Source organism: Pseudoalteromonas sp. BSi20311 (assembly GCF_000239875.1).
Lineage (GTDB): Bacteria > Pseudomonadota > Gammaproteobacteria > Enterobacterales > Alteromonadaceae > Pseudoalteromonas.
On sequence record NZ_BADU01000156.1, the window covers coordinates 40,935 to 67,149 of the forward strand.

Consider the following 26,215-nt stretch of genomic DNA (forward strand, 5'->3'; position numbering starts at 1 on the left):
GTGCATTGGTTTAATTTTGGAAGTAGAAGCAATGCCTCACACTAGCCGCTATCAAAAAGTATGCGATGTTTTTACCAATAAGGTGATCGCTTGCACTAAGGATACCTCTTTAATTGAAGCGGTGAAACTAATGCGTGCGCACAATGTTAGCGCTATTTTTGTTAAATATCAGCAGCAAATAGTGGGGGTATGGACTGAAACAGATTGCTTAACGCTTAACTTTTCTGATCAGACACTAAGACAGGTAATGATTGAGAATGTGATGTCGAGCCCAGTATTAAGTGTACCCAGCCAACAATTATTAACCGACACCGCGATGGTATTTAATAAGCACGGGGTTAAGCATTTACTAGTAACCGATGCCAACGATAACCCAAGTGGGGTGATCAGTATTACTGATATTGTGAGTAATCAAGGATTAGAGCATTACCTGCAATTTAGGCCGATAAACGATCAGTATAATAAAAAAATAAGAGTCGTCCCCAGTTCATTAGCAATTAATGACGCGGTTAACTTAATGCGCGAATACGCTGAAAAAGTGATTTTAGTCTTTAATGAAGATGAAAATGTCCATGGCATTATTACCCAACGTGATTTACTAAAGCTCATCACCGAGCAGCATAACCATCTTGTTTGTTGGGATTTAGCGAGCCGTCCTCTTTATAAAATAAGCCCTCAAGACAGCCTTTTTGATGCTTACAGGTTAATGTCTGAAAGTAATATTCGGCATTTAGTGGTAAGCGAAAATAATCAAATTAATGGTGTATTGTCGCTTGAAAACCTAATTAATGAAATTGAAACCGCTTATTGTTGTGAGCTTGAAAAGGTACTTCAGCAGCGTGATATTGCACTGCAGCACTCACAGCGTAATTTATTTTTAGCCAATAAAATTATCGACTCCTCTCTAGATGGCATCATGATCACCGACTCGAATGGGGTGATTATGCAAGTAAATCCTGCATTTACCCATTTAACCGGTTACAAAGAATATGAGGTGATAGGTAAGCGGCCAAATATGTTGAGTTCAGGGCGTCATGATAAAAACTTTTACATAAAAATGTGGGATTCACTGACCAAAACAGGGGTATGGCAGGGGGAAATTCATAATCGTAAAAAATCTGGCGATATTTATATTGAATGGCTCAGTATTATAGAGATAAAAGAGCCAAGTCATAGTGATGTGATTTATGCCGCTATTTTTAGTGACATAACAGAGCGAAAAAGTGCAGAAGAAAAAGTGGTGCAGCTCGCGTATTTTGATGAGCTAACTGGCTTACCTAACCGGCGCTTATTTAACGATAGACTCTCTATGGCACTGGCCGCAGCTCACAGAGATAAACAAATGTTGGCGGTAATGTTTATTGACCTAGACCGTTTTAAAGAGGTAAACGACAGCTTAGGCCATAACGCCGGTGATACCTTATTAAAATTAGTCTCTGAGCGCATTATTAACACTCTTAATGAGGGAGATACACTGGCGCGATTAGGGGGGGATGAGTTTATTGTATTGTGTGAGGTTGAAAACGTAGCAGCTGTTATCAGACTTGCAGAAGGGATTTTAAATCACTTAAATACCCCCTTCAAATTGGAAGGATTTGAAGTGGGTGTTACCGCCTCTATAGGGGCTGCCGTTTATCCCGACGATGGCTTGGACAGTGAAACATTATTAAAGCATGCTGATATTGCCATGTATCGCTCAAAAGATGTAGGGCGTAATTCGTTTCAGTTGTTTCAACCCTCAATGAATGCACGCTCTCTAGAGCGCTTAGCGATGATGAGCCGCTTTCAACATGCACTCGAACATGATGAGTTTGAGCTTTATTTTCAGCCTAAAAAATGTTTAAAAGCAGGGGCGATTATGGGGGCTGAAGCATTACTGCGTTGGCATGACCCTGATTTAGGCACTATTTCACCAGCGCAGTTTATTCCACTCGCTGAAGAGTTAGGTTTAGTTGTACGTCTCGATTTATGGGTTATTAACCAAGCCGGTAAAGAGTTAACTCTTTGGCAAGCAAAAGGAATGAACCCTGGGCGTTTAGCAATTAATGTATCTGCTTGCCACCTAAGCCAAGGTAAGTTGGCTGATAATATTAAGGCCATGCTTACTCACTATCAATTACCAGGAAGTTTACTTGAAATAGAGCTGACAGAAAGTAGCTTTATAGGCTCTTTTTCACAGGCAAAAGAACAATTACAACAGCTTAAAGCGTTAGGTGTACATATCGCGCTTGATGATTTCGGCACCGGGTATTCGGCGTTAAGTTATTTAACCAAATTGCCTTTTAATACGTTAAAAATAGATGACAGCTTTATTGCGAAAATTCCTGATGAATACGGCAATAGCCAAATTGTTGCGGCGATTATAGCCATGGCGACAAGTTTAGGATTGGATGTGGTTGCTGAGGGGGTAGAGCATGCCTCTCAAGAGGCACACTTAGCAACAATAGGCTGCAATATTATTCAGGGTTACCATTATTGCTATCCATTAACACGACAGCAATGGATAGCATTTTATAACCAAGCAGCAAATGGTTATTCTGAGTCTACACTCACTTCATAAGAGGTGAATTTTCGAATATTAATCACACCACTATCAAAAATTAAGTACTGACCTTTTATACCTTGTAAAACGCCGCTAACAACGGGGTTTTTGTCAAAGTTAAATGAGCTAATTTTAGTTGGGTATTCACTGACTGGAAAATCAAGGTTTACTACGTCTTCATCAAGTTGTTCAATGGCGGTTGCGCCAAACAACTCACTCAGCTCTGTAAGCTTTTCGCTTATTTGTGGAATAAGTTCAGCGGCCGCTGCTTTTAAATCAAGCGCGTCGTTTTGCCCTTTAAGCATATTGCGCCAATTGGTTTTATCAGCAATAAACTGTGCCAATGCTACTTCAACTAAGCCCGATTGCAAACGAGTCTGCACTTTAAAAATGGGTAAGGCTTGGGTTGCCCCTTGGTCAATCCAACGGGTAGGGATTTGTGTATGGCGAGTAATGCCCACTTTTAATCCTGAGGTATTTGCTAGGTATACATAATGCGGGATCATGCAATTTGCTTCACCCCACTCTGGCTCGCGACAGGTGCCTTGGTCGTAATGGCAGGTTTCAGGTTTCATGATACACATATCGCAACTGGCAAGTTTGCGCATACATACAAAGCAATGCCCTTGAGAGTAGCTCTTTTTGGTTTTTTTACCACAGTTAGAGCACAAAATTGTGCCACTAAAAGTAAGTGTCAGCTGTTTGCCAATTAAGGCATTTAAATCAACCAGCTGCTCACCTACAGGTAGATGATATTGAACTGGCTCTGTTAAGCTCGACTTTAATTTACGCAGTGTACCTTGCATCTTTTCTTGGCCCCAAAGATGTTAAAAAGGGGAGTTTAACATTTTTAGGCTGTATTGGCTTTTTAAGAACTCTAAATAATTATCATAAGAGAGTGCTTTGGCATATAAGTAGCCTTGGGTACGATCGGCTCTCATGGCTGTAAGTAGTTGATGAACCTCTTGAGTCTCTACGCCCTCAATCGTAATCGTTAGGCCCAGGTTATGCGCCATATCTATGGCTGTTTGTACAATAACCTGATGTGCACGGTTATCAGTTAAATCAAACACGAACGACTTATCTACTTTAAGTTCGCTAAAATGATAGTTAACTAAGTAGCTAAGCGATGAATAACCTGTACCAAAGTCATCTAGCACTACTTTAACGCCTAAAGTGGCAAGTTCATCCACTAAGGTGACTAACGCATCTTGGTTTTCGACAAAAGCAGATTCAGTCAGCTCAAACTTTAATAAATGAGGTGCGACCTGATACTTAATTAAAATATTCTCTACTTTTTCCGTTAAATTGGCGATGGCTAAATTTTTTGCACTTAAATTCACACTAACACTGTGATTTTTGATGCCATCGTTTGCCAGCCTTGCAATGTCTTTACAGGCTTGCTCAATAACCCAAAGGGTTAGCTCATTAATAATACCGGTGTGCTCAGCGAGCATAATCAGCTTTTCTATCGAAATATTTTTAAATTCCGCGTTAGGCCAACGTAATAGTGCTTCAGCGCCATTGACACTGCACTCTTTTAAGCTAATTTGTGGTTGATAATAAAGCGCAAGCTGATCCTCTCTTATGGCTTGCTGTAGCTTTGCAGCAAGCGATACGTCCATTGCTAGGTTATTATTAGCAGATGATGAGCTGACCTTAGTTAGGCTATGTTTAGCATCGTGTAATGCTAAATAGCCTCGTTTTAACCAAAACTCAAAGTCATCACGTTTACCATAACCACTAATGCCAACACTGTAATTAAGTTGTAGGTCTAGACCTTTAATTTGATACGTTTTTGGTAATTTATTTAAGATCTGTTTCAATAACTCTTCAAGTGTATGCTGACTCTGATTTTTAGTGGAAATACAGGCAAATACGCCACTGCCTAAATCAGCAATTTTAGCAGGCTGATTAATGCCACTGTTGAGCTGAGAGAACTCTCGTTCAAAGCTCAATTGGCGTTCTAACTCCTGAGCAACATGTTTAATGAGCTCATACCCTTGCGAAGGGGTAATAATAGTATTTAGAGAATTAAAGTGACGTATTTTCACTAAACATAAAGTGGTAGAGCGCTGTTGTGCTTTGAGTGCCATAAAGGCATATTTTAACTTTGCACTATTGAGTAGCTTGGTTTGCTGAGTATGTGTTGCATGGTACAGCGCTTGCTCACGCTGATAACGAATCCGATCAGCGAGTGCCATTGCCATTAAGACAATTTCACACAAAATGGCAATCAAAAATGCATGGCGTATTGAAAAACTATAGGAAATTACGCCTGTCAGTTCTAAGGGTTGTATCGCAGCGCCAATGATCAGTGGCACCCACGAAAACACGTAAAACTTAGCCCAGCGAAAACCACTTCTTAATTTGTTATAAATTAAAATGAAGCAGACGATATAGAGCGATCCTAAAATCACAAAAAATATCGGTGCTGCTATATTTTCAGGAATAAAAAAACTCAATATAGCAAGCACTAGCATTAGCCTTAATAAGCCGATGCTCAATTTATAACGCCAGCAACCATCTTTGTGATAACGCAAAAACAGTGTGCAAAAAGCAAGGGTAAAAAATGCAATAGCGTAATTCGCTACAATTACTTTTTCGTGAATAAATAACTGCCATTCAAGCGGCCATAAGTAAAAGCCAAACCCAAGCACCGTGCCCATTAATGCAATAGCGCTAATAATGTAGCCAATATAAACCAAATATACGCGGTCTTTAATACCAAAATAAAGCAATAGGTTATACAGTGAAGCCATTAACAGTACGCCAACAAAAATTCCCCAAATGCCCGTTTGAGAGCGCATCAAGTCAACAAATACTGTATGGCGATATAAATGAATTGGGGTTTTACTGATCCCCACGGTATCTATTTTTATAATGAGGCGTTGCGTAGATTGACCATCAAGCTTAAAACGAATATGGGGTACACTGTATTCAAACAGAGTCAGGCGCGGCTCTTTGTCGCCAAGCTTATAAGTATCGAGTAGCTGGTTGTTATTATTAAGTCGGTATATGGTGAGATGATCCGCCATTGGGTTATCAAAGTGCGCCACTACATCTTCTTGTTGGCTACTTTTATTTTCTAAATCAAGGCGTAACCAATAATTTTGCTGTTTAAAGCTCCAAGGAATATCGTTAAATTCTTGCTGTGTAAACTGCGTTTGTGTACTCATTACTTCTGCGAAGTTTTGTGTCTTGGTTTCATCTATGTAATAAGCATGATCGAGGTAAACAGGGGTGATTTTATCTATAGTATAGCGAGAGGGCATCACAAAGTTTGATGACAATGTGCTGATAATAAAAAAAATAAAAATAAGTATCACGACCGCTATCGCATGATAGCGCAAGGTTTTAAAATCCAATATTAATCTGTGCCCTGATTGTTTTTTATAGTGTAGCAGTAAAAAGCGCAGATAATCTGCGCTTATAAAGTTTAATGAGTAAAACTCAATAATTATTGTTCACGAGCAATTGCACGATAGGCTATATCTGTACGGTATTCCATGCCGTCCCAGCTGATTTCATCAACCAGTTTATAGGCACGTTGTTGCGCTTCGGTAACGGTATTACCTAGTGCCGTTGCACATAATACTCTACCACCGGCAGTTACTACGTTATCGCCATCTTGCTTAGTCCCTGCGTGAAAAACTTTTTCGCCTTCAGGGTAGGTTACTTTTAGGCCACTTATTGCATCGCCTTTCGGGTAGTTATCTGGGTAACCTTTGGCAGCTAAAACAACACCTACAGCAGCACGTGAATCAAACTCAATGGTGGTTTTATCAAGTTCTACACGGTTAGCAGCTTCAATTAGTTCAACTAAATCTGATTGTAAGCGAAGCATCATAGGTTGTGTTTCAGGGTCGCCAAAACGACAGTTATATTCAATAACTTTTGGTGTGCCGGTGTCATCTATCATCAAGCCTGCATATAAAAAGCCAGTGTACGGATGGCCTTCATCAGCCATACCTTCTACCGTTGGGTAAATCACTTCATTCATAATGCGTTGATGAATTTCATCGGTGACTACAGGCGCTGGTGAGTATGCACCCATGCCGCCAGTATTAGGGCCTGCATCGCCATTGTAAGCGCGTTTATGGTCTTGGCTGGTTGCAAACGGCAGTACGTTTTTACCATCAACCATTACAATAAACGACGCTTCTTCACCTTCTAAAAACTCTTCGATGACAACACGGCTGCCAGCTTCACCAAAGGCATTACCCGCAAGCATATCGCGAATAGCTTCTTCTGCATCGCGCTCGTCCATAGCTACAATCACGCCTTTACCGGCCGCTAAACCATCAGCTTTTATAACAATCGGTGCGCCTTTCTCTTTTAAGTAGGCAAGCGCGGGGTCGATTTGTTCAAACGTTTGGTAATCAGCCGTTGGAATAGCATGACGTGCTAAAAAGTCTTTAGTGAACGATTTAGACCCTTCAAGCTGCGCTGCACCGGCTGTTGGGCCAAAAATGGCTAAGCCGTGTTCACGAAACTTATCAACAACGCCTAACACCAATGGCACTTCTGGACCAACAATGGTTAGCTCAACATTATTTTGTTGTGCAAAGCTCAGTAGCCCATCAAGGTCTTCAACGTTAATTGCTACGTTCTCAAGTTTTGGCTCAAGGGCTGTGCCGGCATTACCTGGTGCAACATAAACAGTGTTTACTTTTGTATTTTGAGCGGCCTTAAACGCAAGTGCGTGTTCGCGGCCGCCGCTGCCAATGACTAATACATTCATGGCGAATATCCTATTTAAAGCGGTTTTTTAAATTTCAGCGTCATACGGTCGCTTTCACCTATGGCTTTATATTTAGCGGCATCTTGCTCGCCAAGTCTAAGGCTAGGTGGAAGGGTCCATACCCCTTTAGGGTGATCGGCTGTATCAAGAGGGTTTGCATTAATATCGCTTTTTGCTTCAAGTTCAAAACCTGCTTGTTCAGCAAGTGCAATAACCACACTTTGCTTCATATAACCTGATGACTTTTGCATTTCATCGGCTTGCTCTTCGGGTAGGCGATGTTCAACTACACCTAAAGTGCCGCCAGGTTTAAGTGCTGTATAAAAAGACTTAAATGCATTGCTTGCAGCTTCTTTATCTTTACTCATGTACCAGTTATGGACATTACGAAAAGTAAGTACCATATCGGCGCTACTCGCAGGGGCAATATCTAAATGAGTAGAAGGAGCAAACTCAGTAAGTTTAACGTCACTAAAGCGGGCATCTTCAGCGATTTTAGCTTTAAAACCAGCAAGAGAACGTTGGTAGTAACCTACCGATGAATCAGCAGGAAAATGCGCGGCATAATAGGTGCCTTGCTCTTTTAATGCTGGCGCTAAAATTTCACTATACCAACCACCGCCAGGCGCAATTTCTACCACAGTCATTGTTGGTTTAAAGCCAAAAAACTCCAGAGTTTCTACAGGATTGCGGTATTGATCGCGCTCACTGCTGCGCTCGCTTGCTTTAACTGCATTTGTTAATGCTGATTCGTGGCCGTGGTTGTGTGCCAATACCATTGTTGAACTTAATGACAGTGTGGCAACCAGTAGAGATTTTAGTGCAAATTTCATCGTCTAATCCTTCACATTATAATTGTTAGTCATGGTTATAGAATAAGCAGAATACGTGAATTTGATGCAAACAAAAAGAGCTAACTGAAGTAGTTAGCTCTTTAAGCGATTAATGGCGGAAATGGCGCATACCCGTAAACACCATTGCCATACCGGCTTCATCAGCGGCGGCAATTACTTCTTTATCGCGCATTGAACCACCCGGTTGAATAACCGCGGTAATGCCTGCAGCGGCTGCAGCATCAATACCATCACGGAATGGGAAAAATGCATCTGATGCCATTACCGAACCTTTTACTTCAAGGTTTTCATCGGCAGCTTTAATACCGGCGATTTTAGCTGAGTAAACGCGGCTCATTTGGCCTGCGCCTACACCAATAGTCATACCGTCTCGGGCATAAACAATGGCGTTTGATTTTACAAATTTAGCGACTTTCCAGCAGAACAGTAAGTCTTTAAGTTCTTGCTCAGAAGGCTGGCGCTTAGACACGACCGTTAAGTCGCCTTGCGTTACCATACCTAAATCACGGTCTTGAATTAGAACACCGCCATTAACGCGTTTAATATCATGGCCTGTGCCTTTAGCTGAAAACTCACCACACTCTAATAAGCGAACATTTTGCTTAGCCGAGACTATTTGAGCCGCTTCTGCACTTACACTTGGTGCGATAATAACTTCAACAAATTGACGTTCAACAATCGCTTGTGCAGTTTTTGCATCAAGTTCTTGGTTAAAAGCAATAATGCCGCCAAACGCTGATGTTGGGTCAGTTTTAAAAGCACGATCGTATGCTTCTAAGATATTGTCGCCAATTGAAACACCACATGGATTAGCATGTTTTACAATAACACACGCAGGTACATCAAATTCTTTAACACATTCAAGTGCGGCATCGGTATCGGCAATATTGTTAAACGATAATGCTTTACCTTGTAGCTGAGACGCTGTCGCCACAGACGCTTCAGTGATGTCGTTTTCAACATAAAACGCGGCATCTTGATGCGAATTTTCACCGTAACGCATATCTTGCTTTTTAGTGAATTGCATATTGATAGTACGCGGGAACTTAGTATCGATAGCGGCTTCATCTGTGTAATCAGGCACCATTTTACCGAAGTAGTTAGCAATCATACCGTCGTATTGCGCTGTGTGCTCATAGGCGGCAATAGCTAAATCAAAGCGGGTTTTGTAGGTGGTTGAGCCGTTATTATTTTGCATTTCGCTGATAACACGGTCGTAGTCGCTTGCGTTAACAACAATTGTCACATCTTTGTGATTTTTAGCGGCGGCACGCACCATAGTTGGGCCACCAATATCGATGTTTTCAATAGCATCTTCAAGGCTGCAGTTTTCTTGAGCGACAGTGTTCGCAAAGGGGTATAAGTTAACTACAACGATGTCGATAGCAGCAATGTTGTTATCTGTCATTACGTCTTCATCTTGGCCACGACGAGCAAGGATACCGCCATGAATTTTTGGGTGTAGGGTTTTTACGCGACCATCCATGATCTCAGGGTGACCGGTGTGATCTGATACTTCGGTAACTTTGATAGCATTATCAGCAAGTAGTTTACATGTGCCGCCAGTTGAAAGTATTTCAACACCTTGTGCTTCTAGTGCACGGGCAAATTCAACAATACCGGTTTTGTCTGACACACTCAAAAGTGCGCGACGTATAGGACGATGTGTATCCATTGTAGTTTGATTTCCTCAGTTAATGAGCTAGCTTAGAAGCGCGTATTTTAACTGATTCAGACTCAAAAAACGACTTATAACGACCCATAAAGCGTGAGCATTTTGCAATTTCGTTAATAAATTTTGCATATAAAAAAAGCACCCTAAGGTGCTTTCTACTCAAAATACTTTATACCAGTTGTATTGGATTAGTAAGCAATTATAACGACAGATAAATAAGTCAATAACAAGGCAAAAATTTTGCTGTGTAGTTATTCTACATAAAAAAATTTTAACGCAGTTAGGGGCTTATTTAGCTCGTTAGAATGATTACGGTTTCAATATAGCTGGTATCAGTTCATACCGTATTTTTTAAGCTTTTTACGTAAAGTACCACGGTTGATACCTAGTAAAATTGCCGCACGAGTTTGGTTACCACGTGTGTAAGTCATTACTTCTTCAAGCAATGGCGCTTCTAGCTCAGAAAGAACAAGGTCGTAAACGTCTTGCACATCTTGACCGTTAAGCTGCTTTAAGTAGTGGTGAACAGCTTTTTTTACTGCATCACGCAATGGCTGCGGTTTCTCGTGTGACTGAACATGAGGGTTAGTGATAAATGGAGAAGTCACGTTTTGTTCGAACATTATAAAGTCTCTTTCTTTCTTAGTTAGCTGCTAGTGTTTTAAAGTATTGCTCTAATGCGACGACCTGTGCCTCTGAATTGTCGAGCGCATTAAATACTCGCCTAAACTGACCGTCACTGTCATGGGTTTGCAAATACCAAGATACATGTTTGCGAGCGATTCGTGCTCCCATTGGCTCACCGTAAAACATATGGAGGTTAGTTAAATGCTCCATTAAAATACTGCGCACCTCTGCTATAGCAGGTGGCTGCATATGTTCACCAGTTCGCAAATAGTGGTCTATCTCCCTAAATATCCAAGGGCGACCTTGGGCGGCTCGACCAATCATAATGGCATCTGCACCCGTATAGTCCAAAACCTGTTTTGCTTTTTCTGGTGATGTAATATCACCATTAGCAACCACAGGTATCGACACTGAACGTTTTATATCCCTAATAGTGGCGTACTCAGCATCACCTTTATACATACATGCGCGCGTGCGCCCATGTACAGCCAGTGATGCAATGCCATAACGTTCAGCTATTCTTGCAATCTCTACACCATTACGGTTGTCCTGATCCCATCCAGTACGGATTTTAAGTGTCACAGGTATATCAACCGCATTAACGACGGCATCAATAATCTCTTCCACGAGTTCTGGAAACTGTAATAAGGCTGAGCCTGCAAGTTTCTTGTTCACTTTTTTTGCTGGGCACCCCATATTGATATCTATGATCTGTGCACCGTTTGCAACATTGAATTGTGCGGCCTGTGCCATAAGCTCAGGGTCTGCTCCTGCAATTTGCACCGCACGTATACCCGACTCACCAGAATGATCCATTCGGTTCATCGACTTTTCGGTTTTCCAAACCTTCGGATTCGACGACAGCATTTCAGACACAGCAAGGCCAGCGCCTAAACGACGACATAGCTGTCTAAATGGTCTGTCTGTTATGCCCGCCATAGGCGCGACAATGACATTATTCTCAAGTTGGTATGAACCGATACGCACGATATTCAATAGGCCTCTTTTCAAGGGGCGCTAAGTTTACGGCTTTTTGCGCAAAAATCAAAGGCTATAAATTGAACAAAAGTGACTTTTTTTTGCTCTTTTCGTATTGACATTTGATAACCGTATGACGAAGCGGTTTATTTGTGTGAATTTTGAACGGTCGTTGTTTTTATAATAAAAAATCTTTATTTTTTATTATGTAAAAAAATAGTAAAGCCTGTTAAATACAGGCTCTAGATACGACTTTTGAGTTAATACTCTAAATTTTTTAAAAACGCACTATTATGCTTTTTTAATGCCACTGACTCGGGTCCAATCACCTTCAATGGCAATTTCATCGAGTTCAATAAAGGGCGCGTATATGTCAGCAACCGATTGTGCTTGTTCTTCTAAAATGCCAGACATGGCAATTTTACCGCCTGGCTTTAATAATCCTAAAATAACACTATGAAGCTCACGCAGTGGTTGCGCTAAAATATTTGCCACTACAATGTCAGCAGTAAACTCAGGCTGGTTTTCTGGAAGGTAAACTTCAAGCTTGTCAGCAACGCCATTACGATTAGCGTTATCTAGGCTTGCTTCTAGCGCTTGTGGGTCTATATCTATCCCAATCATGCGCTCAGCACCTAATTTAATTGCTGCAATGCCTAATATGCCTGAGCCACAGCCAAAATCGACTACCGTTTTACCAGTTAAGTCTTGGCTTTCAAGCCACTTTAAACACAGCGCGGTGGTGGCGTGTGTGCCAGTTCCAAATGCAAGGCCTGGATCAAGCAGTACATTGACTGCGTCAGGGTCTGGAATATCGCGCCAGCTAGGGCAAATCCAGAGTTTTTCGCCAAATTGAATGGGGTGGAAATTATCCATCCATTCACGTTCCCAGTCTTTGTCTTCGAGTTGCTCAATTTTGTAAACTAAATTGTCTTTTAGTTCATCATGGCGCTTTAATAGCGCAACCACGGCGTTCATATCATGATTAGCTTCGAACAGACCAATTACTGTGGTGTCAGCCCAAAAAACGACAGTGCCAATTTTAGGCTCATAAATAGGGGTGTCTTTTGCATCAATAAAGGTGACTGAAGCACTACCAGCTTCCATTAATAGGTCACTTACTGCATCAGCAGTTGCAGCATTGGCATTGATACGGATTTGGATCCAGGCCATGTTTATTTCCTTGAAATAGAAAAAAGGCCGCTACAGCGGCCTTTTAAGTTAACTCATAATGTAACGCTAGATTATTTAGCGTCTAAAAAGCTTTTCAGTAAATCAGAGCGAGAAGGGTGACGTAATTTACGCAGTGCCTTCGCTTCAATTTGACGAATACGCTCACGTGTTACGTCAAATTGTTTACCTACTTCTTCTAACGTGTGGTCGGTATTCATATCAATACCAAAACGCATACGTAATACTTTCGCTTCACGGGCTGTTAAGCCAGCGAGCACATCGTTAGTTGCGCCACGAAGAGACTCCATTGTTGCCGAATCGATAGGCGAATCAATAGTGGTATCTTCGATGAAGTCGCCTAAGTGCGAATCTTCATCATCACCAATCGGTGTTTCCATTGAAATTGGCTCTTTTGCAATCTTAAGTACCTTGCGGATTTTATCCTCAGGCATCATCATGCGTTCAGCTAATTCTTCTGGATTTGGCTCACGACCCATTTCTTGTAACATTTGACGTGAAATACGGTTCAATTTATTGATCGTTTCAATCATATGTACTGGAATACGGATCGTTCTTGCTTGGTCAGCAATAGAGCGCGTAATTGCTTGGCGGATCCACCACGTAGCATAAGTAGAGAACTTATAACCACGACGGTATTCAAATTTATCAACCGCTTTCATCAGACCTATGTTACCTTCTTGGATTAAATCTAAGAACTGTAAGCCACGGTTGGTGTATTTTTTAGCGATTGAAATTACAAGACGTAAGTTTGCTTCTACCATCTCTTTTTTAGCACGGCGCGCTTTCGCTTCACCAATACTCATGCGACGGTTTATATCTTTAATACGTTCAATGCTTAAGCCAGTGCTTTCTTCCATTGAAGTAAGTTTGCTAATACAACGAAGTATTTCAGGCTTCACTTCTTCAAGTTTAGCTGAATGCTTTTCGTTGGCTGCAATTTCAATATCAAGCCATGCTGTGTCAGTTTCGTTGTTTGCAAAATGCTTAACAAAGGTTTTCTTTGGAAGCTTTGAAACTTGTACTGCATGCTTCATGATAAGACGTTCTTGAACGCGAACTCGGTCCATCATTTCACGCATGTTATTAACCATGCGATCAAATTGTTTAGGCACAAGTTTGAAGGTTCTGAACAACTCACCGATTTCTAAAATAGCGGCTTGAGATTCTGGGTGAGAGCGACCTTTTTTATCGAATGTTTCACGTGCTTTAGTGTATAAATCACGTAAGTTTTCGAAATGGATGCGCGCTTCTTCAGGATCTGGCCCTGTATCTACTTCTTCTTCGTCTTCATCATCGCTGTCATCGTCATCATCATCGCTGTCATCAAGCTGTTTTTCGCTTAATTCAGAACCAATGTTAGTGGCAGCAATCGGTGGTGCTTCGTCTGCATCAGGATCGAAAAAGCCAGAGATAATGTCGCTAAGACGCATCTCTTCTGCTTCAAACTTATCCCACTGTTCAAGTAGGTAAGTGATCGCTTCTGGGTATTCAGCAACCGAAATTTGTACTTGGTTAATGCCTTCTTCAATACGTTTAGCGATAACAATTTCGCCTTCACGGGTAAGAAGCTCAACAGTACCCATTTCACGCATATACATGCGAACAGGGTCAGTTGTACGGCCAATTTCTTTTTCTACAGTAGCAAGGGCTGCAGCGGCAGCTTCCGCTGCGTCTTCGTCTGTCGTGGTTTCTTGCATCATTAATTCATCAGCATCAGGCGCGTTTTCGCTAACCTTGATACCCATGTCATTAATCATGCTAATGATATCTTCTACTTGATCTGAGTCGATAATATCTTGTGGAAGGTGATCATTAACTTCTGCAAAAGTTAAGTAACCTTGCTCTTTACCTTTTTGAATCAGAAGTTTTAATTGTGACTGAGGAGTTGGATCCATAGAGATTGTTTCTTCCACTCTGATAAGTTGATACAACAGGCGCCATCATGGAGTTTGCTCAAAGGCTAACCAGAATAATGTGACGCAGTGAATAGCACAGTATAACAGCCTAAATCAAATCTGACTAGCCGTTAGTCGTTTTTAACGCTGTCATTAGCAAATGACATTCTAGTCGTTCATCGCTATTTAAGCCCTGTGTCTTGTCTTTTATTAATAGGGTCTCTAGTCGATAATTTAAACACTGATCTTCAATAAATTTAAAAGTATTTTGAAAAACAGTCTCTAAACGCTCTTCATTTATTTGATGTTGCCATGTAGCCAACTTAGTTAATGGCTCATAGTCATCAGTGTCTCTAAATGATTCGAGAATTTGTGCAGTGGTAATACCATCTTTTTGTAACGCTTGATGTTGTAGGCGTAATAATAAGCCAATACCCGCTATATTCATTTGTGCTAAATCAGGCAAGTAGGGCACGCTTTTCGCCAAATTAGGATGCTGAATTAAAATACCTATCGCTTGGCGCATGGGGGTAATTTTAAATTTGCGTTCAATTGCTTGCTGTTGTTTTGGCGTTTTTAAGTGATTATTAAGTTGCTCACGGGTGCGACCAATTAATCGGCCTAACTGCTCTAGGATATTTTCTTGATAGAACTCACTTGGGATCTTTTCAATTAATGGCAATGCTGCACTAAGTAGCTTAGCTTTACCGGAATCAAGCGTTAAATCAATCTCTTTACTTAGTTTATTAAACAGCACTTTAGTGAAGTCATCGGCGTTTTCAAGGCGCTGCTCAAAAGCCTCTTTACCTTCTTGTTGTACAAGTGAATCAGGGTCTTCACCATCGGGTAAAAATACAAAATGCAGTGCTTTACCATCGTTTAAGTAAGGAAGTGCATTTTCCAGTGCACGCCACGCAGCATCTTTACCTGCACGGTCACCATCGTAGCAACAAATAACTTTGTCAGTGGTTCTAAATAAAGTGTGCATATGCTCGCTAGTTGTCGCTGTGCCAAGGGCTGCTACGGCATATTCAATACCTTGTTCTGCCAGCGCTACTACGTCCATGTAGCCTTCTACAATCAGTACATGGTCAAGCTTTTTGTGCGCTTGTTTAGCTTCATAAAGCCCATAGAGTTCAAAGCCCTTATGAAATATGCGCGTCTCCGGAGAGTTTAAATATTTAGGCCCTTGATCCGCTTGCATTACTCGCCCACCAAAAGCAATAACGCGACCGCGTTTATCACGAATAGGGAACATTAAGCGATCACGGAAAAAGTCGAACTGTTTACCTGGGGTTTTCTCTGATGCGAGTTTTAGCTCAACTAATTGCTCTTTTTGTTCTTGGTTTCGCCCAAGTTGTTGGCAGAGGCCTTCCCATTCGCTGGGCGCATAACCCATCATAAACTTTTTAACTGTTGCGCCGCTTAAGCCGCGACCTTTTACATAATCTATTACTGTTTCAGAATTACTATGATGTTTTAACTGGTGTTGATAGAAACGCGCTGCATGGAGCATTAAGTCGTAGTCTGAACGTTTTTGTGCTGCGGTGCGCTCTGGGCCATTACTGCTTCCTTGCTCGCGAGGAACATCAAGGTTAAGTAAACTGGCTAGTTCTTCAATTGCATCAACAAACTCGAGTTTGTCATACTCCATAACAAAAGAAATAGCGTTGCCGTTAGCGCCACAGCCAAAGCAATGATAAAACTGTTTATCTTGCGATACAGTAAACGAAGGCGACTTTTCATTATGAAAAGGACAGCAAGCTTGATAGTCTTTGCCCGCTTTTTTCAACCCTACCTTTGAGTCAATCAGGTCGACAATATCGGTTCGTGCCAATAAATCATCGATAAAGTTGCGTGGGATCTTTCCAGCCATTGTTTAAAGTACAGCCCTAAGGTAAATATAAAAGTGTTAAAAGCGAATTATAATACGCAGAGATTGGAACACAAATGCATATTTTTTTGAAGTGCTCTAAACGAAGAAACCGAGCTCAAGGCTCGGTTTACTTCAATCATACTTAATGTATGTGGGAGTGTTAGGCTGTTAATCGTTGCTTAATTAAACCTGAGATTTTGCCCATATCGGCACGACCTTCGGCTTTGCTTTTGATTATACCCATTACTTTACCCATGTCTTGCATACCTGCTGCGTTAGTATCAGCAATAGCCGCGTCAATGAGAGCAATGATTTCTTCTTCACTCAATTGTTGAGGTAAAAAAGCTTCAAGTGCTGTAATTTCATTGGCTTCAATTTCAGCTAAATCATCACGCCCAGCATCTTTATACTGAGTGTAAGAGTCGCGACGTTGTTTAACAAGCTTCACTATAACGGAGGTAATACCTGCGTCGTCTAGTGTTATTTGCTCGTCAATTTCACGTTGCTTGATTGCAGCAAGTACCATACGAATAGGGTTAAGACGCTGTTTGTCTTTGGCTCTCATCGCATCTTTTTGCGCATCTTTTAGCGTTATTAAAAGGCTCATTTATACAAGACCTAATATATTAGTATAATTTAACGCGACGAGCGTTATCACGAGAAAGTTTTTTCATGTGACGTTTTACAGCAGCTGCTTTTTTACGCTTACGCTCAGCTGTTGGTTTTTCATAGTGCTCGCGACGACGAACTTCTGAAAGGATACCTGCTTTTTCACATGAACGCTTGAAGCGACGAAGTGCTACGTCAAACGGTTCGTTCTCTCTTACTTTAATTACTGGCATTAAAAATTCACCTACCTAAATTATGAGCGTTGCTCAAGTTGATCAAACATTGATCAAGTGGTTCAAAAATGGTGCGGCATTGTAATCCGAAGCAACACCACATGTAAAGGATAATATTAACAGAAACCTGACCGCTAAAACAGTGTTAATTTATATGGCGTTGGTACAGCCTATAAAAAACTTGACCAGCTTTTTTCTCTTTTATTAACAACCAGTTACTTGGTGCTTTAAACGAAGTTAATTCTGTTTCTACCTCAACGTATATCAGTGCATCAGAGTCGAGCCATTGATTATTTTCTAATAAATCACAGCATGATTGAGCCAAATTTTTACGAAATGGCGGGTCAATAAAAACTAAATTAAATGCCTCACTGGTGTTTTTACTCTCAAGAAAGGTCAAGGTATTAGTATTGAGTACCTGTGCATTTTGCGCATTCAGCGTGGCAATATTTTGCGTTAGCTGTTTTGCTGCTAACGCATCAAGTTCTATAAATGTGGTGTTTTTAGCAAAGCGAGATAGCGCTTCGAATCCTAAACCACCGGAACCGGCAAAGCAATCGAGAGTGCGCGCATCGCGGGTATCGTGCATTAACCAATTAAATACTGTTTCTTTTATTCTGTCGGTTGTAGGACGCAGGCCTTGGACATCTTTTACTGGCAGTTTACGACCGCGAAATTGGCCGCTAATGATTCTAATAACGCCATCGGCTGATTTATGACTGGTGTTATTTTGTGTGGTTTTTTTTCTCATTTAACTCACTAAAAATTGGTATCTATGATCTAGCTCAGATAATATTGCAATCATATCATGGCGTGTCATTTTTCAACTGCGCTAAAAGTGTTACTATTATGCACCCTCGAGGATAACGTGTGGCTAAAAAGCAATTATTTAGGCTTAAAAGCACGCTATCATTATCGTTAGTTTATCAGATTTTTATAAGTGGTTATTAGCAAGTATGGCAAAAAAAAGTAAATTCATGTCGTGGCTCGGTTTTGGCAAGTCAGATAAAAAACAAGCGGAAGCTGATAAACAACAAGCATTAGCAAACGAGCAGGCAGAAAAAGCCGAACAGGAACGTTTAGCAGCAGAGCAAGCTGAACAACAACGTCTAGCTGCTGAAAAAGCAGAAGCTGAACGTTTAGAGCAAGAGACACAGGCGCAAGCACAACGCGCTGCGGCAGCAGAAAAACAAGCGATTGAACAAGCTAACGCTGAGCTATTAGCTAAACAACAGGCGGATGCAGAGCAGCAAAGACAAGAGCAAGCTAAACGTTTAGCTGAACAAGAAGCGAAAATGTTGTTAGAGCAAGAACGTATCGCGGCTGAACAAGCTGAGAATGAGCGTTTAGAGCAACAGCGCATTGCAGCAGAGCAAGCTGAAAATGAACGTTTAGAGCAACAGCGTATTGCAGCAGAGCAAGCTGAAAATGAGCGCTTAGAACAACAGCGTATTGCAGCAGAGCAAGCTGAGAATGAGCGCTTAGAACAACAGCGTATTGCAGCAGAGCAAGCTGAGAATGAGCGTTTAGAGCAACAGCGTATTGCAGCTGAAGAAGAGGCTGAGCGTCTAGAGCAACAGCGACTGACCGCAGAGCTTGCAGAGGAAGAAGCAAAGAAAGCGGAAAAACCTAAAAAAGAAGGCTTTTTCTCTCGTCTCAAAAAAGGCTTACTTAAAACTCGAGTGAATATTGGCTCTGGTTTTTCGTCAATTTTTAGCGGTAAAAAAATTGACGATGAGTTATTTGAAGAGCTAGAGACTCAGTTACTTACTGCTGATCTCGGTGTTGATACCACCATGAAGCTCATTGATAATTTAACTGATGCAGCCGATCGCAAGCAACTTAAAGATGGTGATGCGCTTTATGAGCTTATGAAACAAGAAATGGCAACTATGCTAAAAACAGCAGAGCAGCCTTTAGAAATACCAGCAGATAAAAAACCTTTTGTTATTTTAATGGTAGGGGTAAACGGCGTAGGTAAAACCACCACCATTGGTAAAATGGCCAAGCAATTCCAAAATCAAGGTAAGTCGGTCATGCTTGCTGCCGGTGATACTTTTAGAGCTGCAGCGGTAGAGCAGCTTCAAGTATGGGGTGAACGCAACAGCATTCCGGTAATAGCTCAACATACAGGTGCTGATAGTGCATCGGTAGTATTTGATGCTTTTCAAGCTGCAAAAGCACGTAATGTCGATGTGTTAATTGCTGATACAGCAGGGCGCTTGCAAAATAAAGATAACTTAATGCAAGAGCTTGAAAAAATAGCTCGTGTAATGAAAAAAGTAGACCCTGATGCACCTCATGAAGTGATGCTGACTATTGATGCTGGTACAGGCCAAAATGCAATTAGCCAAGTAAATTTATTTAATCAATGTGTAGGTTTAACCGGTATCACATTATCAAAGCTTGATGGTACTGCTAAAGGTGGGGTTATTTTTGCCGTTGCCGATAAGTTTAATATTCCTATTCGTTACATTGGCGTAGGTGAAAGTATTGATGATTTGCGTACCTTCAAGAGCGATGACTTTATTGACGCGCTATTTAGTCAAGATGAGGACGACGCTTAATTTACCAAAAGGGAGCCTGCTCCCTTTTTAATTGCGAGGAATACCATTTTATTTTAGAGCCTAAGGCTAACAATAAATTGGCAATAATAAAAAATGATAAATTTTCAGCAAGTAAGTAAAACCTATGCCGGTGGACACCGCGCGCTTGAAAAAGTGAACTTTCATATAAAGCCTGGTGAATTGGCTTTTCTAACTGGCCACAGTGGGGCTGGTAAAAGTACACTATTAAAGCTTATTAGCTTAATGGAACGTCCTTCTGCAGGAAACGTGTTTATTAATGGCGTGGATTTAAATAAATTAAATTCCCGTCAAATTCCGTATGCACGTCGCGACATTGGTATTATTTTTCAAAATCATCGATTATTAGAGCGATACACGGTATTTGATAACGTTGCTTTGCCCTTAATTATTGAAGGTACTCACCACAAGCAAATTGCCAAACGTGTGCATGGAGCGCTTGATAAAGTGGGTTTGTTAGATAAAGTGCGCTGTCACCCTTCTACACTTTCTGGTGGTGAACAACAACGAGTAGGGATTGCACGAGCCATCGTCAATTCGCCACCTATATTGCTAGCCGATGAACCTACCGGTAACTTAGACCCTGAATTATCAATGGAAATATTACGCCTGTTTGAAGACTTTAATAAACATGGCACCACGGTTTTAATTGCCACTCATGATTTGGGCTTAGTGTCACGGATGAAGTACCGCAGTTTAACGCTTCATGATGGACGAATGAGCCAAGATCCACTGGCTGAGGGGGTATTATGAGTTTACTGTTCAAAAGCCGTCAAAATAGTAATGATAAACAAAAAAAGTCAGTATTCTCTGGCGGTTACTTTTTTATTATTAATATTTTTCGCCAAGGTGTGTACAGTCTAGGAGAAATGTGGCGCACGCCATTGGCTTCAATGATGACCATTGCAGTACTCGGTTTGAGTTTAACGTTGCCTGCAACACTATATTTAGTGGTAAAAAATGTGCAGCAAGTGAGTAGTGGTTTTGAGCAAGCCAGCGAAATATCCTTGTTTGTAAAAGAAAATATGAGCGAGCAAGAAACGCAAACCTTAGTTAAACGTTTAGCGCTATATCCCGAAATACAAACTGTGACTTTTATTTCTCGCACTGAGGCTTTGGATGAGTTCAAAGAAATGTCTGGCTTTGGTCAGGCTTTAGAATATTTAGATACCAACCCGTTACCGAATGTAGTTTTAGTCACACCAACACAACGACATAGCCAACCTAATGCAGCTAAGCAATTGCTTAAAAAACTTGAAGCCGAACGCGAAGTTGACTTTGGTAAGCTTGATATTGCTTGGCTTGAGCGCCTAAATGCATTACTAAGTTTGCTAAAAGAGAGTGTAATTACTATTGCGCTATTATTACTTACCTCAGTGACGCTTATTATAGGCAATACAATTCGTTTATCTATTATGGATAAAAAAGAAGAAATACAGGTAATGAAGCTAGTAGGGGCAACCAATACCTTTATACACGCTCCCTTTTTATGGACTGGCATTTGGTATGGCGTGATTGGCGGATTGTTTGCCTTTATTTGTGTAGCATTAATGATGTGGTGGCTATCTGCTGCAGTAAGCAGTGTTGCAGGGGTGTATCAAACCAGTTTTACGCTAATAGGGCTTAGTCTTAATGAGTTTGGCGCGTTGGTATTACTTGCTACTAGTTTAGGTTTTATTGGTTCTTACTTATCGGTTAATCGTTACATCTCAGAAATAGAACCTGATAAGGTTTAGGGCCCTAATATAATTCTTAAAACTGTCATGTTTTAAGTTTAAAATAATAAAAAAGCCAAAGCAAAAAGGTTATTTTTGTTTTGGCTAAATCAATTCATAGGTTATTCAGTCGCCTAGCGTAGACTGACTTAACACTAAAAAAACCACTTGATTTATGATTCAAAAAAGTTTTAAATTCAAGTTAGCACTCTTACTAAAAGAGTGCTAAGATGGTTTCAAATGTTTATCACCGAGGTGAAAAATGAGTAAAGATTTATACGCAATGGCACTTACAGTTGGGCAACAAAGCGCAAGTATGGACGGCTACCTTCAAGCTGTTAGTACTATTCCTATGCTTAAAGTTGAGCAAGAGCAGGAACTTGCAAAAAGACTTCAGGAAGAAGGCGATCTTAGTGCTGCAAAGCAACTCATTATGTCGCATTTGCGCTTTGTAGCGCACATAGCTAAAAGCTACTCGGGTTACGGGTTACCTCAAGCTGATTTAATTCAAGAAGGTAACATCGGACTGATGAAAGCAGTAAAACGTTTTGACCCATCAGTGGGTGTACGTTTGGTTTCATTTGCGGTTCATTGGATTAAAGCCGAAATTCATGAGTTTGTGCTTAAAAACTGGCGTATCGTTAAAGTAGCGACGACCAAAGCACAGCGTAAATTATTTTTTAATTTACGTAAAAATAAAAAGCGTTTAGGTTGGTTTAACCAAGCTGAAGTAAGCACAGTAGCGAGTGAGCTAGGTGTGAGTGAAAAAGAAGTGCGTGAAATGGAGTCGCGTATGAGCGGCCAAGACATGGGCTTTGATTTAACTGGCGACGATAATGATGACGCGCCAACCAGCACTTACTCACCGGTGCAATACTTAACCGATGGTTCTGCTGATTTAGCTGACGACATTGAACAGCAACAATGGCAAGAACAGTCACATACGCGTTTATTTAGCGCTTTGAAAACTCTCGATGAGCGTTCTCAAGATATTGTTAGTGCTCGTTGGCTGTCAGACGATAAAGCAACACTGCAAGAGCTGGCTGAAAAGTATAGCGTATCAGCAGAGCGTGTTCGCCAGCTGGAAAAAACAGCAATGAAAAAATTACAAAGCGCGATGAGTTAATCGTACTTAAAAAACTGACAAAGCCCTGCATGAAAATGTGGGGCTTTTTTATTGTGTGGTTCTACAAGCGCAGCAGCGTAAATACGCTAACCTGTATTTATTGAAATAAGTAACTAATAATATTTATTTCTGTTTCTACTAAGGGGCTCATACTTTAAATACTAAAGTCTATGGTCTGGCTTCTATGTCTTGAACAACATACTGCGGGCAATCTAAAGTAGACCGTTTTCCATTTAAGTATCACAGTAAAAAATTCTTTTCTTATCTCGGAGTACATTTAACTTTTTTATTAAAGCGTGAGTTATCGAGCATTAATCCCTTTACCATGAGCTTGTGCTAGTTGAATATACTTTTTCTCTACCAGTTGTGATACTGGCACCAATTCAAATCCTTGCTCGGTTAATTGCGGCAAAGCGTGGCGTAAAAAATCGATGGTTTCGGGGTAGGGATGCGCTATTGCAATGGCAAACTGATACTTAGTTGCTTTTGATTTTAGTTCTTCTAGCCTAAATTGTAGCTGCTCAGGGGTCGTTATATTATCTAAAAATACATGCCGACCAATATTCTCTACCCCTAAAAAGTTAGCTGCATTCTGTGCTTGGCTTAAGTCGGTTGTTCGGCTATCAAGAAAATACAACTGACGCTTTTTAAGTACTTCCATGGTCCATTTCATTGCTTGGGTTTGCTGAGTGAGCGCAGAGCCCATATGGTTATTAACCCCTTTAACTTGTGGCAAACTAGCCAGCGCATTACCGAGTGTTTGTTGAAGTTGGGCTTTGTCCATATTTAAAGTGAGCGCCCCAGGGCCCAGCTTTTTACCATTTAAAGCTTGCATAGGAACATGCAACAGGAGTTCTTTATTTGACTGACTAGCAAGGGTTGCAAATATTTGAGAGTAGGGAGTATGAGGCAAAATTGAATAAGACAATTGCCCAGGTAAACTCAGGAATTCTAGGTCACGTTGATGATAACCTATGTCATCGATCACTATGGCTATTTGTTTGGCTTTAACAGCACTCGGTATTGCAAATAAGGCTAAAAAAAGCCCAGCTAACACCATTAAATTTATAATTTTCACGTTTTATAATTTTTATTATCTTAAAATAATTTACCACTTTTACTGCATGCTAAGTAGCTGCTTTGCTTTTACTAACTGGATATCGGCTAATTCTTCAGCGTTAAAAACGGTGTTTTGTTCTGATTGTTCATTTTTTATTATAACGGCTTTATTTGTTTGTGAAAGTGTTGTTTGATTAATCGCCACATTTGGGGTTACGCCAATCCCTTCAATGGACTCTCCCAATGGCGTAAAGTAGCGAGCTGTTGTTAGTTTTAAAGCGGTATCACCATCGCCTAATGGAATGAGCGATTGCACTGTTCCTTTACCAAACGACTGACTGCCTACTATTTTTGCACGTAGGTTTTCTTTCAACGCCGCAGCCAGTATTTCTGCTGCCGAGGCTGAGTTTTCATTAATGAGCACAACAATCGGTGCACCTTTTAAAATATCGCCACGTTTAGCGTAAAAGGATTGATTCGAATCATAAAAACGTCCTTTGGTCGTCACGATTAAGCCATCTTGAAGAAACAGATCTGCTACTGCAACTGCACCTTTTAAGGTGCCCCCAGGGTTGTCTCGTAAATCAATAATCAGGCCTTTTAAAGAATGGCCGTAATGGTTTTGCATGGCAGCTATTTGTAAAGCAACCTCATGTAAGGTGTGATTAGAAAAGTTATTAATAGCAATATAGCCACTACCTGAGTCAAGTAGTTGCTTGGTAACACTGGCTAGCTTAATTTGTTTTCTACTAAGATTAAATATTAGCGGTGTTTGATTGTTATTACGGGTAATACTTAGCTGTACTTTGCCGTTAGCACTATCTTTAATTTGCTGTGCGACGATATCAATGGGGCTATTTTCTACATGGCGCTGATTAACGGCGGTAATTATATCGCCTGGGCGAAGGCCAGCTTGTTTTGCTGGTGAATTATTAATTACTTTAACAATTGTAGTGCGCTGTTCAATGCTTTTTACTTCTATACCTAAGCCTGTATAGCGGCCATTAGTATTATCAAATAATGCATTTAGCTCATTTTTATCTAAATACTTAGAGTAAGCGTCGAGCTTAGAATATAAGCGTTCAAATTGAGACGAATTGTATTCAATATATTCACTGTTTTGCAGTGCTAAATCATCAACGTAGTAGGTGTGGATATTAAACAGTATTTCATTTATTTTTTGGCTTTCTAAATCTTTAACCGAGCTTGCATAGGCTGTATTTATAAAGCCAAAAAACACGAATAAAAAAAACAACTGCAAACAAAACCAAAACATTGGTTTTTTTTGAGATACTTTTTTTTGGCAAATGTGTCTGTCTATCATAACTGCCTCTAATAGGATGCAGCTATTTTGATATTAAATACGCCTGCACCATTTTATGGGATTAACAGCACGCCCTTTATGACGTATTTCAAAGTATAGACCAGAATCGGCTTGTCCACCGCTTTGCCCAACTAATGCAACACTTTCACCTTTTCTGACCATATCCCCTACGTCTTTTAGCAAGGTTTGTGCGTGTCCGTATAAGCTCATAAAACCTTGACCATGGTCAAGTACGATTACCCAGCCATAGCCTTTTAACCAGTCGGCAAATACTACTTGGCCATTATCAATGCTATTAACTGAAGTCCCTTCAGATGCAGAAATTAATACACCTTTCCAGTTTATTCCGCCGTGCTTACGTTGACCAAACTGGTGCGCTAATTTCCCTTTGCTTGGCCAGTTCAATTTACCCTTATTGCGATTTAAGCCAAGTAGCTCAATTTTTGTGGTTTTTTCTTCTTCTTCAAGCTCTTTAATGGTAGCAATCAGAGTTTGCTCGTTTTCTTCTAAATAGCTAATGGAATTTTTGGTTTTATTTAATTGCTGTTTTAGATTTTTTAAGCTTGCTTGACGTTCATTTTTGGCATTAAGGAGTGCCGCTTGTCGTCTTTTTTGCTCCTCAAATAAAGTAACCAGTCTCTCTTTTGTTTTCGCAAGCTCAGCTTGGTTTTTCGCAATTTCTAGTTGTAGTGCTTTAAGTTCATCGAGTTGTTTTATACGGGCTTTATTTAAGTAGTTATAGTAGCTAAGTGTTCGTTCAAATTTGGCGGTATCTTCTTGGTTAAGCAGCATTTTTGAATAGTCATCGCCGCCAGCCATGTAAGCACTTTTTAATTGGGCTGCTAAAATACGCTGAAACTGTGTCTGTTGTTTTTCAAGCCGTGCCGCTTTTTGTTGTTGTTCTGTTTGCAGTTGTTGTGCTGTTTTAACTGATTGCTCAGCCATATTAAGTGCTTTAGCATTTTTAGCGATGGCGAGTTCGTGGTTTTTCAGTTTTTGCTGTTGCTTAGCGATTTCTTTTTGTTGTTGTTGAAATTCAGCTTGGCTTTGCTCTAAAGCGACTTGTACCTGTGATAAGTCTTTTTTGGTACGATCCTCATTAGCCACTGCAACGCCAGTGGCTAATGAGTTTAGTACACATATACACGCAATAATGCGGCATGCGCTTTTATTCATAAG

The 26,215-nt window shown here is 40.6% G+C and carries 21 protein-coding genes; 5 read left to right on the plus strand and 16 right to left on the minus strand.

Annotated elements, in window-relative coordinates; genetic code table 11:
• Nucleotides 1–31: 31 nt before the first annotated feature.
• Entirely contained in the window at nt 32–2,560 is a 2,529-nt protein-coding gene (locus tag P20311_RS16115) for an EAL domain-containing protein (RefSeq protein WP_036985280.1), read from the plus strand.
• On the opposite strand, the gene P20311_RS16120 is transcribed toward P20311_RS16115, so the two are convergent.
• The 13 genes from P20311_RS16120 to rsmD all read right to left on the minus strand — a co-directional run bounded on the left by P20311_RS16120 (nt 2,533) and on the right by rsmD (nt 17,978).
• Nucleotides 2,533–3,348 (minus strand): DUF2797 domain-containing protein, encoded by an 816-nt coding sequence (locus tag P20311_RS16120; protein WP_008114859.1) that lies wholly within the window; start codon nt 3,346–3,348, stop codon nt 2,533–2,535. The two genes, P20311_RS16115 and P20311_RS16120, sit on opposite strands and share 28 nt — an antisense overlap.
• A 21-nt stretch (nt 3,349–3,369) precedes the next feature.
• Nucleotides 3,370–5,910 (minus strand): EAL domain-containing protein, encoded by a 2,541-nt coding sequence (locus P20311_RS16125; RefSeq protein WP_008114860.1) that lies wholly within the window; start codon nt 5,908–5,910, stop codon nt 3,370–3,372.
• Nucleotides 5,911–6,002: 92 nt separating this feature from the next.
• A complete protein-coding gene (purD, locus tag P20311_RS16130) occupies nt 6,003–7,286 on the minus strand; it encodes a phosphoribosylamine--glycine ligase (protein WP_008114861.1) in 1,284 nt (427 codons plus the stop codon).
• A 14-nt stretch (nt 7,287–7,300) separates the two neighbouring features.
• Nucleotides 7,301–8,119: a class I SAM-dependent methyltransferase gene (locus P20311_RS16135; protein WP_008114862.1), complete on the minus strand. Its 819-nt coding sequence runs from the start codon at nt 8,117–8,119 to the stop codon at nt 7,301–7,303.
• Nucleotides 8,120–8,228: 109 nt separating this feature from the next.
• Nucleotides 8,229–9,815, minus strand: a complete 1,587-nt coding sequence (gene purH / locus P20311_RS16140) for a bifunctional phosphoribosylaminoimidazolecarboxamide formyltransferase/IMP cyclohydrolase (RefSeq protein WP_008114863.1) — start codon at nt 9,813–9,815, stop codon at nt 8,229–8,231.
• A gap of 332 nt (nt 9,816–10,147) precedes the next feature.
• Complete coding sequence (gene fis, locus P20311_RS16145) at nt 10,148–10,438, minus strand: DNA-binding transcriptional regulator Fis (RefSeq protein ID WP_002957804.1); 291 nt, start codon at nt 10,436–10,438, stop codon at nt 10,148–10,150.
• A 19-nt stretch (nt 10,439–10,457) separates the two neighbouring features.
• Nucleotides 10,458–11,429 carry a tRNA dihydrouridine synthase DusB gene (gene dusB, locus P20311_RS16150; protein ID WP_171034673.1) on the minus strand — a complete coding sequence of 324 codons (972 nt, stop codon included), beginning with the start codon at nt 11,427–11,429 and terminating at the stop codon, nt 10,458–10,460.
• Between the two features lie 282 nt (nt 11,430–11,711).
• Nucleotides 11,712–12,593, minus strand: coding sequence for a 50S ribosomal protein L11 methyltransferase (gene prmA / locus P20311_RS16155; RefSeq protein ID WP_008114871.1), 882 nt, complete (start codon nt 12,591–12,593; stop codon nt 11,712–11,714).
• 71 nt (nt 12,594–12,664) lie between these two features.
• Nucleotides 12,665–14,509, minus strand: a complete 1,845-nt coding sequence (rpoD, locus tag P20311_RS16160; protein ID WP_008114873.1) for an RNA polymerase sigma factor RpoD — start codon at nt 14,507–14,509, stop codon at nt 12,665–12,667.
• Nucleotides 14,510–14,633: 124 nt separating this feature from the next.
• Nucleotides 14,634–16,385 (minus strand): DNA primase, encoded by a 1,752-nt coding sequence (dnaG, locus tag P20311_RS16165; RefSeq protein WP_008114875.1) that lies wholly within the window; start codon nt 16,383–16,385, stop codon nt 14,634–14,636.
• Between the two features lie 160 nt (nt 16,386–16,545).
• Entirely contained in the window at nt 16,546–16,992 is a 447-nt protein-coding gene (locus P20311_RS16170) for a GatB/YqeY domain-containing protein (protein WP_008114877.1), read from the minus strand.
• A gap of 19 nt (nt 16,993–17,011) precedes the next feature.
• Complete coding sequence (rpsU, locus tag P20311_RS16175; RefSeq protein WP_002957797.1) at nt 17,012–17,227, minus strand: 30S ribosomal protein S21; 216 nt, start codon at nt 17,225–17,227, stop codon at nt 17,012–17,014.
• A 145-nt stretch (nt 17,228–17,372) separates the two neighbouring features.
• Nucleotides 17,373–17,978, minus strand: coding sequence for a 16S rRNA (guanine(966)-N(2))-methyltransferase RsmD (gene rsmD / locus P20311_RS16180; RefSeq protein ID WP_008114885.1), 606 nt, complete (start codon nt 17,976–17,978; stop codon nt 17,373–17,375).
• Nucleotides 17,979–18,183: 205 nt separating this feature from the next.
• Here rsmD and ftsY point away from each other — a divergent pair, with 205 nt between their 5' ends.
• From ftsY to rpoH, 4 genes are all read left to right on the plus strand, one after another.
• A complete protein-coding gene (ftsY, locus tag P20311_RS16185) occupies nt 18,184–19,794 on the plus strand; it encodes a signal recognition particle-docking protein FtsY (protein ID WP_036985277.1) in 1,611 nt (536 codons plus the stop codon).
• A 93-nt stretch (nt 19,795–19,887) separates the two neighbouring features.
• Nucleotides 19,888–20,565 (plus strand): cell division ATP-binding protein FtsE, encoded by a 678-nt coding sequence (gene ftsE, locus P20311_RS16190; RefSeq protein ID WP_008114891.1) that lies wholly within the window; start codon nt 19,888–19,890, stop codon nt 20,563–20,565.
• Nucleotides 20,562–21,548 carry a permease-like cell division protein FtsX gene (ftsX, locus tag P20311_RS16195; RefSeq protein WP_008114892.1) on the plus strand — a complete coding sequence of 329 codons (987 nt, stop codon included), beginning with the start codon at nt 20,562–20,564 and terminating at the stop codon, nt 21,546–21,548. Before ftsE ends, ftsX begins: the two co-directional genes overlap by 4 nt.
• Before the next feature lie 241 nt (nt 21,549–21,789).
• The gene (gene rpoH / locus P20311_RS16200) at nt 21,790–22,653 is read left to right on the plus strand and encodes an RNA polymerase sigma factor RpoH (RefSeq protein ID WP_008114893.1); all 864 of its coding nucleotides are present in this window, start codon (nt 21,790–21,792) and stop codon (nt 22,651–22,653) included.
• Nucleotides 22,654–22,954: 301 nt separating this feature from the next.
• Here rpoH and P20311_RS16205 read toward each other — a convergent pair whose 3' ends face one another.
• Genes P20311_RS16205 through P20311_RS16215 form a run of 3 tightly spaced genes read right to left on the minus strand, consistent with a single transcriptional unit; the run spans nt 22,955 to nt 26,212 of the window.
• The gene (locus P20311_RS16205) at nt 22,955–23,713 is read right to left on the minus strand and encodes a divergent polysaccharide deacetylase family protein (protein WP_008114894.1); all 759 of its coding nucleotides are present in this window, start codon (nt 23,711–23,713) and stop codon (nt 22,955–22,957) included.
• A 57-nt stretch (nt 23,714–23,770) separates the two neighbouring features.
• Nucleotides 23,771–25,036, minus strand: coding sequence for a S41 family peptidase (locus P20311_RS16210; RefSeq protein WP_008114895.1), 1,266 nt, complete (start codon nt 25,034–25,036; stop codon nt 23,771–23,773).
• A 33-nt stretch (nt 25,037–25,069) separates the two neighbouring features.
• Nucleotides 25,070–26,212 carry a murein hydrolase activator EnvC gene (locus P20311_RS16215; RefSeq protein ID WP_008114896.1) on the minus strand — a complete coding sequence of 381 codons (1,143 nt, stop codon included), beginning with the start codon at nt 26,210–26,212 and terminating at the stop codon, nt 25,070–25,072.
• Nucleotides 26,213–26,215: the final 3 nt, after the last annotated feature.

What these genes read in the sequence shown, in the direction of transcription:
- dnaG (WP_008114875.1), bottom strand. Translation starts at nt 16,385, where the DNA reads ATGGCTGGAAAGATCCCACGCAACTTTATCGATGATTTATTGGCACGA.
- rpoH (WP_008114893.1), top strand. Translation starts at nt 21,790, where the DNA reads ATGAGTAAAGATTTATACGCAATGGCACTTACAGTTGGGCAACAAAGC.
- purH (WP_008114863.1), bottom strand. Translation starts at nt 9,815, where the DNA reads ATGGATACACATCGTCCTATACGTCGCGCACTTTTGAGTGTGTCAGAC.
- P20311_RS16115 (WP_036985280.1), top strand. Translation starts at nt 32, where the DNA reads ATGCCTCACACTAGCCGCTATCAAAAAGTATGCGATGTTTTTACCAAT.
- P20311_RS16120 (WP_008114859.1), bottom strand. Translation starts at nt 3,348, where the DNA reads ATGCAAGGTACACTGCGTAAATTAAAGTCGAGCTTAACAGAGCCAGTT.
- ftsX (WP_008114892.1), top strand. Translation starts at nt 20,562, where the DNA reads ATGAGTTTACTGTTCAAAAGCCGTCAAAATAGTAATGATAAACAAAAA.
- prmA (WP_008114871.1), bottom strand. Translation starts at nt 12,593, where the DNA reads ATGGCCTGGATCCAAATCCGTATCAATGCCAATGCTGCAACTGCTGAT.
- rpoD (WP_008114873.1), bottom strand. Translation starts at nt 14,509, where the DNA reads ATGGATCCAACTCCTCAGTCACAATTAAAACTTCTGATTCAAAAAGGT.
- rpsU (WP_002957797.1), bottom strand. Translation starts at nt 17,227, where the DNA reads ATGCCAGTAATTAAAGTAAGAGAGAACGAACCGTTTGACGTAGCACTT.
- P20311_RS16210 (WP_008114895.1), bottom strand. Translation starts at nt 25,036, where the DNA reads ATGATAGACAGACACATTTGCCAAAAAAAAGTATCTCAAAAAAAACCA.
- purD (WP_008114861.1), bottom strand. Translation starts at nt 7,286, where the DNA reads ATGAATGTATTAGTCATTGGCAGCGGCGGCCGCGAACACGCACTTGCG.
- rsmD (WP_008114885.1), bottom strand. Translation starts at nt 17,978, where the DNA reads ATGAGAAAAAAAACCACACAAAATAACACCAGTCATAAATCAGCCGAT.
- ftsY (WP_036985277.1), top strand. Translation starts at nt 18,184, where the DNA reads ATGGCAAAAAAAAGTAAATTCATGTCGTGGCTCGGTTTTGGCAAGTCA.
- ftsE (WP_008114891.1), top strand. Translation starts at nt 19,888, where the DNA reads ATGATAAATTTTCAGCAAGTAAGTAAAACCTATGCCGGTGGACACCGC.
- P20311_RS16215 (WP_008114896.1), bottom strand. Translation starts at nt 26,212, where the DNA reads ATGAATAAAAGCGCATGCCGCATTATTGCGTGTATATGTGTACTAAAC.
- P20311_RS16170 (WP_008114877.1), bottom strand. Translation starts at nt 16,992, where the DNA reads ATGAGCCTTTTAATAACGCTAAAAGATGCGCAAAAAGATGCGATGAGA.
- fis (WP_002957804.1), bottom strand. Translation starts at nt 10,438, where the DNA reads ATGTTCGAACAAAACGTGACTTCTCCATTTATCACTAACCCTCATGTT.
- P20311_RS16205 (WP_008114894.1), bottom strand. Translation starts at nt 23,713, where the DNA reads ATGGTGTTAGCTGGGCTTTTTTTAGCCTTATTTGCAATACCGAGTGCT.
- P20311_RS16135 (WP_008114862.1), bottom strand. Translation starts at nt 8,119, where the DNA reads ATGAAATTTGCACTAAAATCTCTACTGGTTGCCACACTGTCATTAAGT.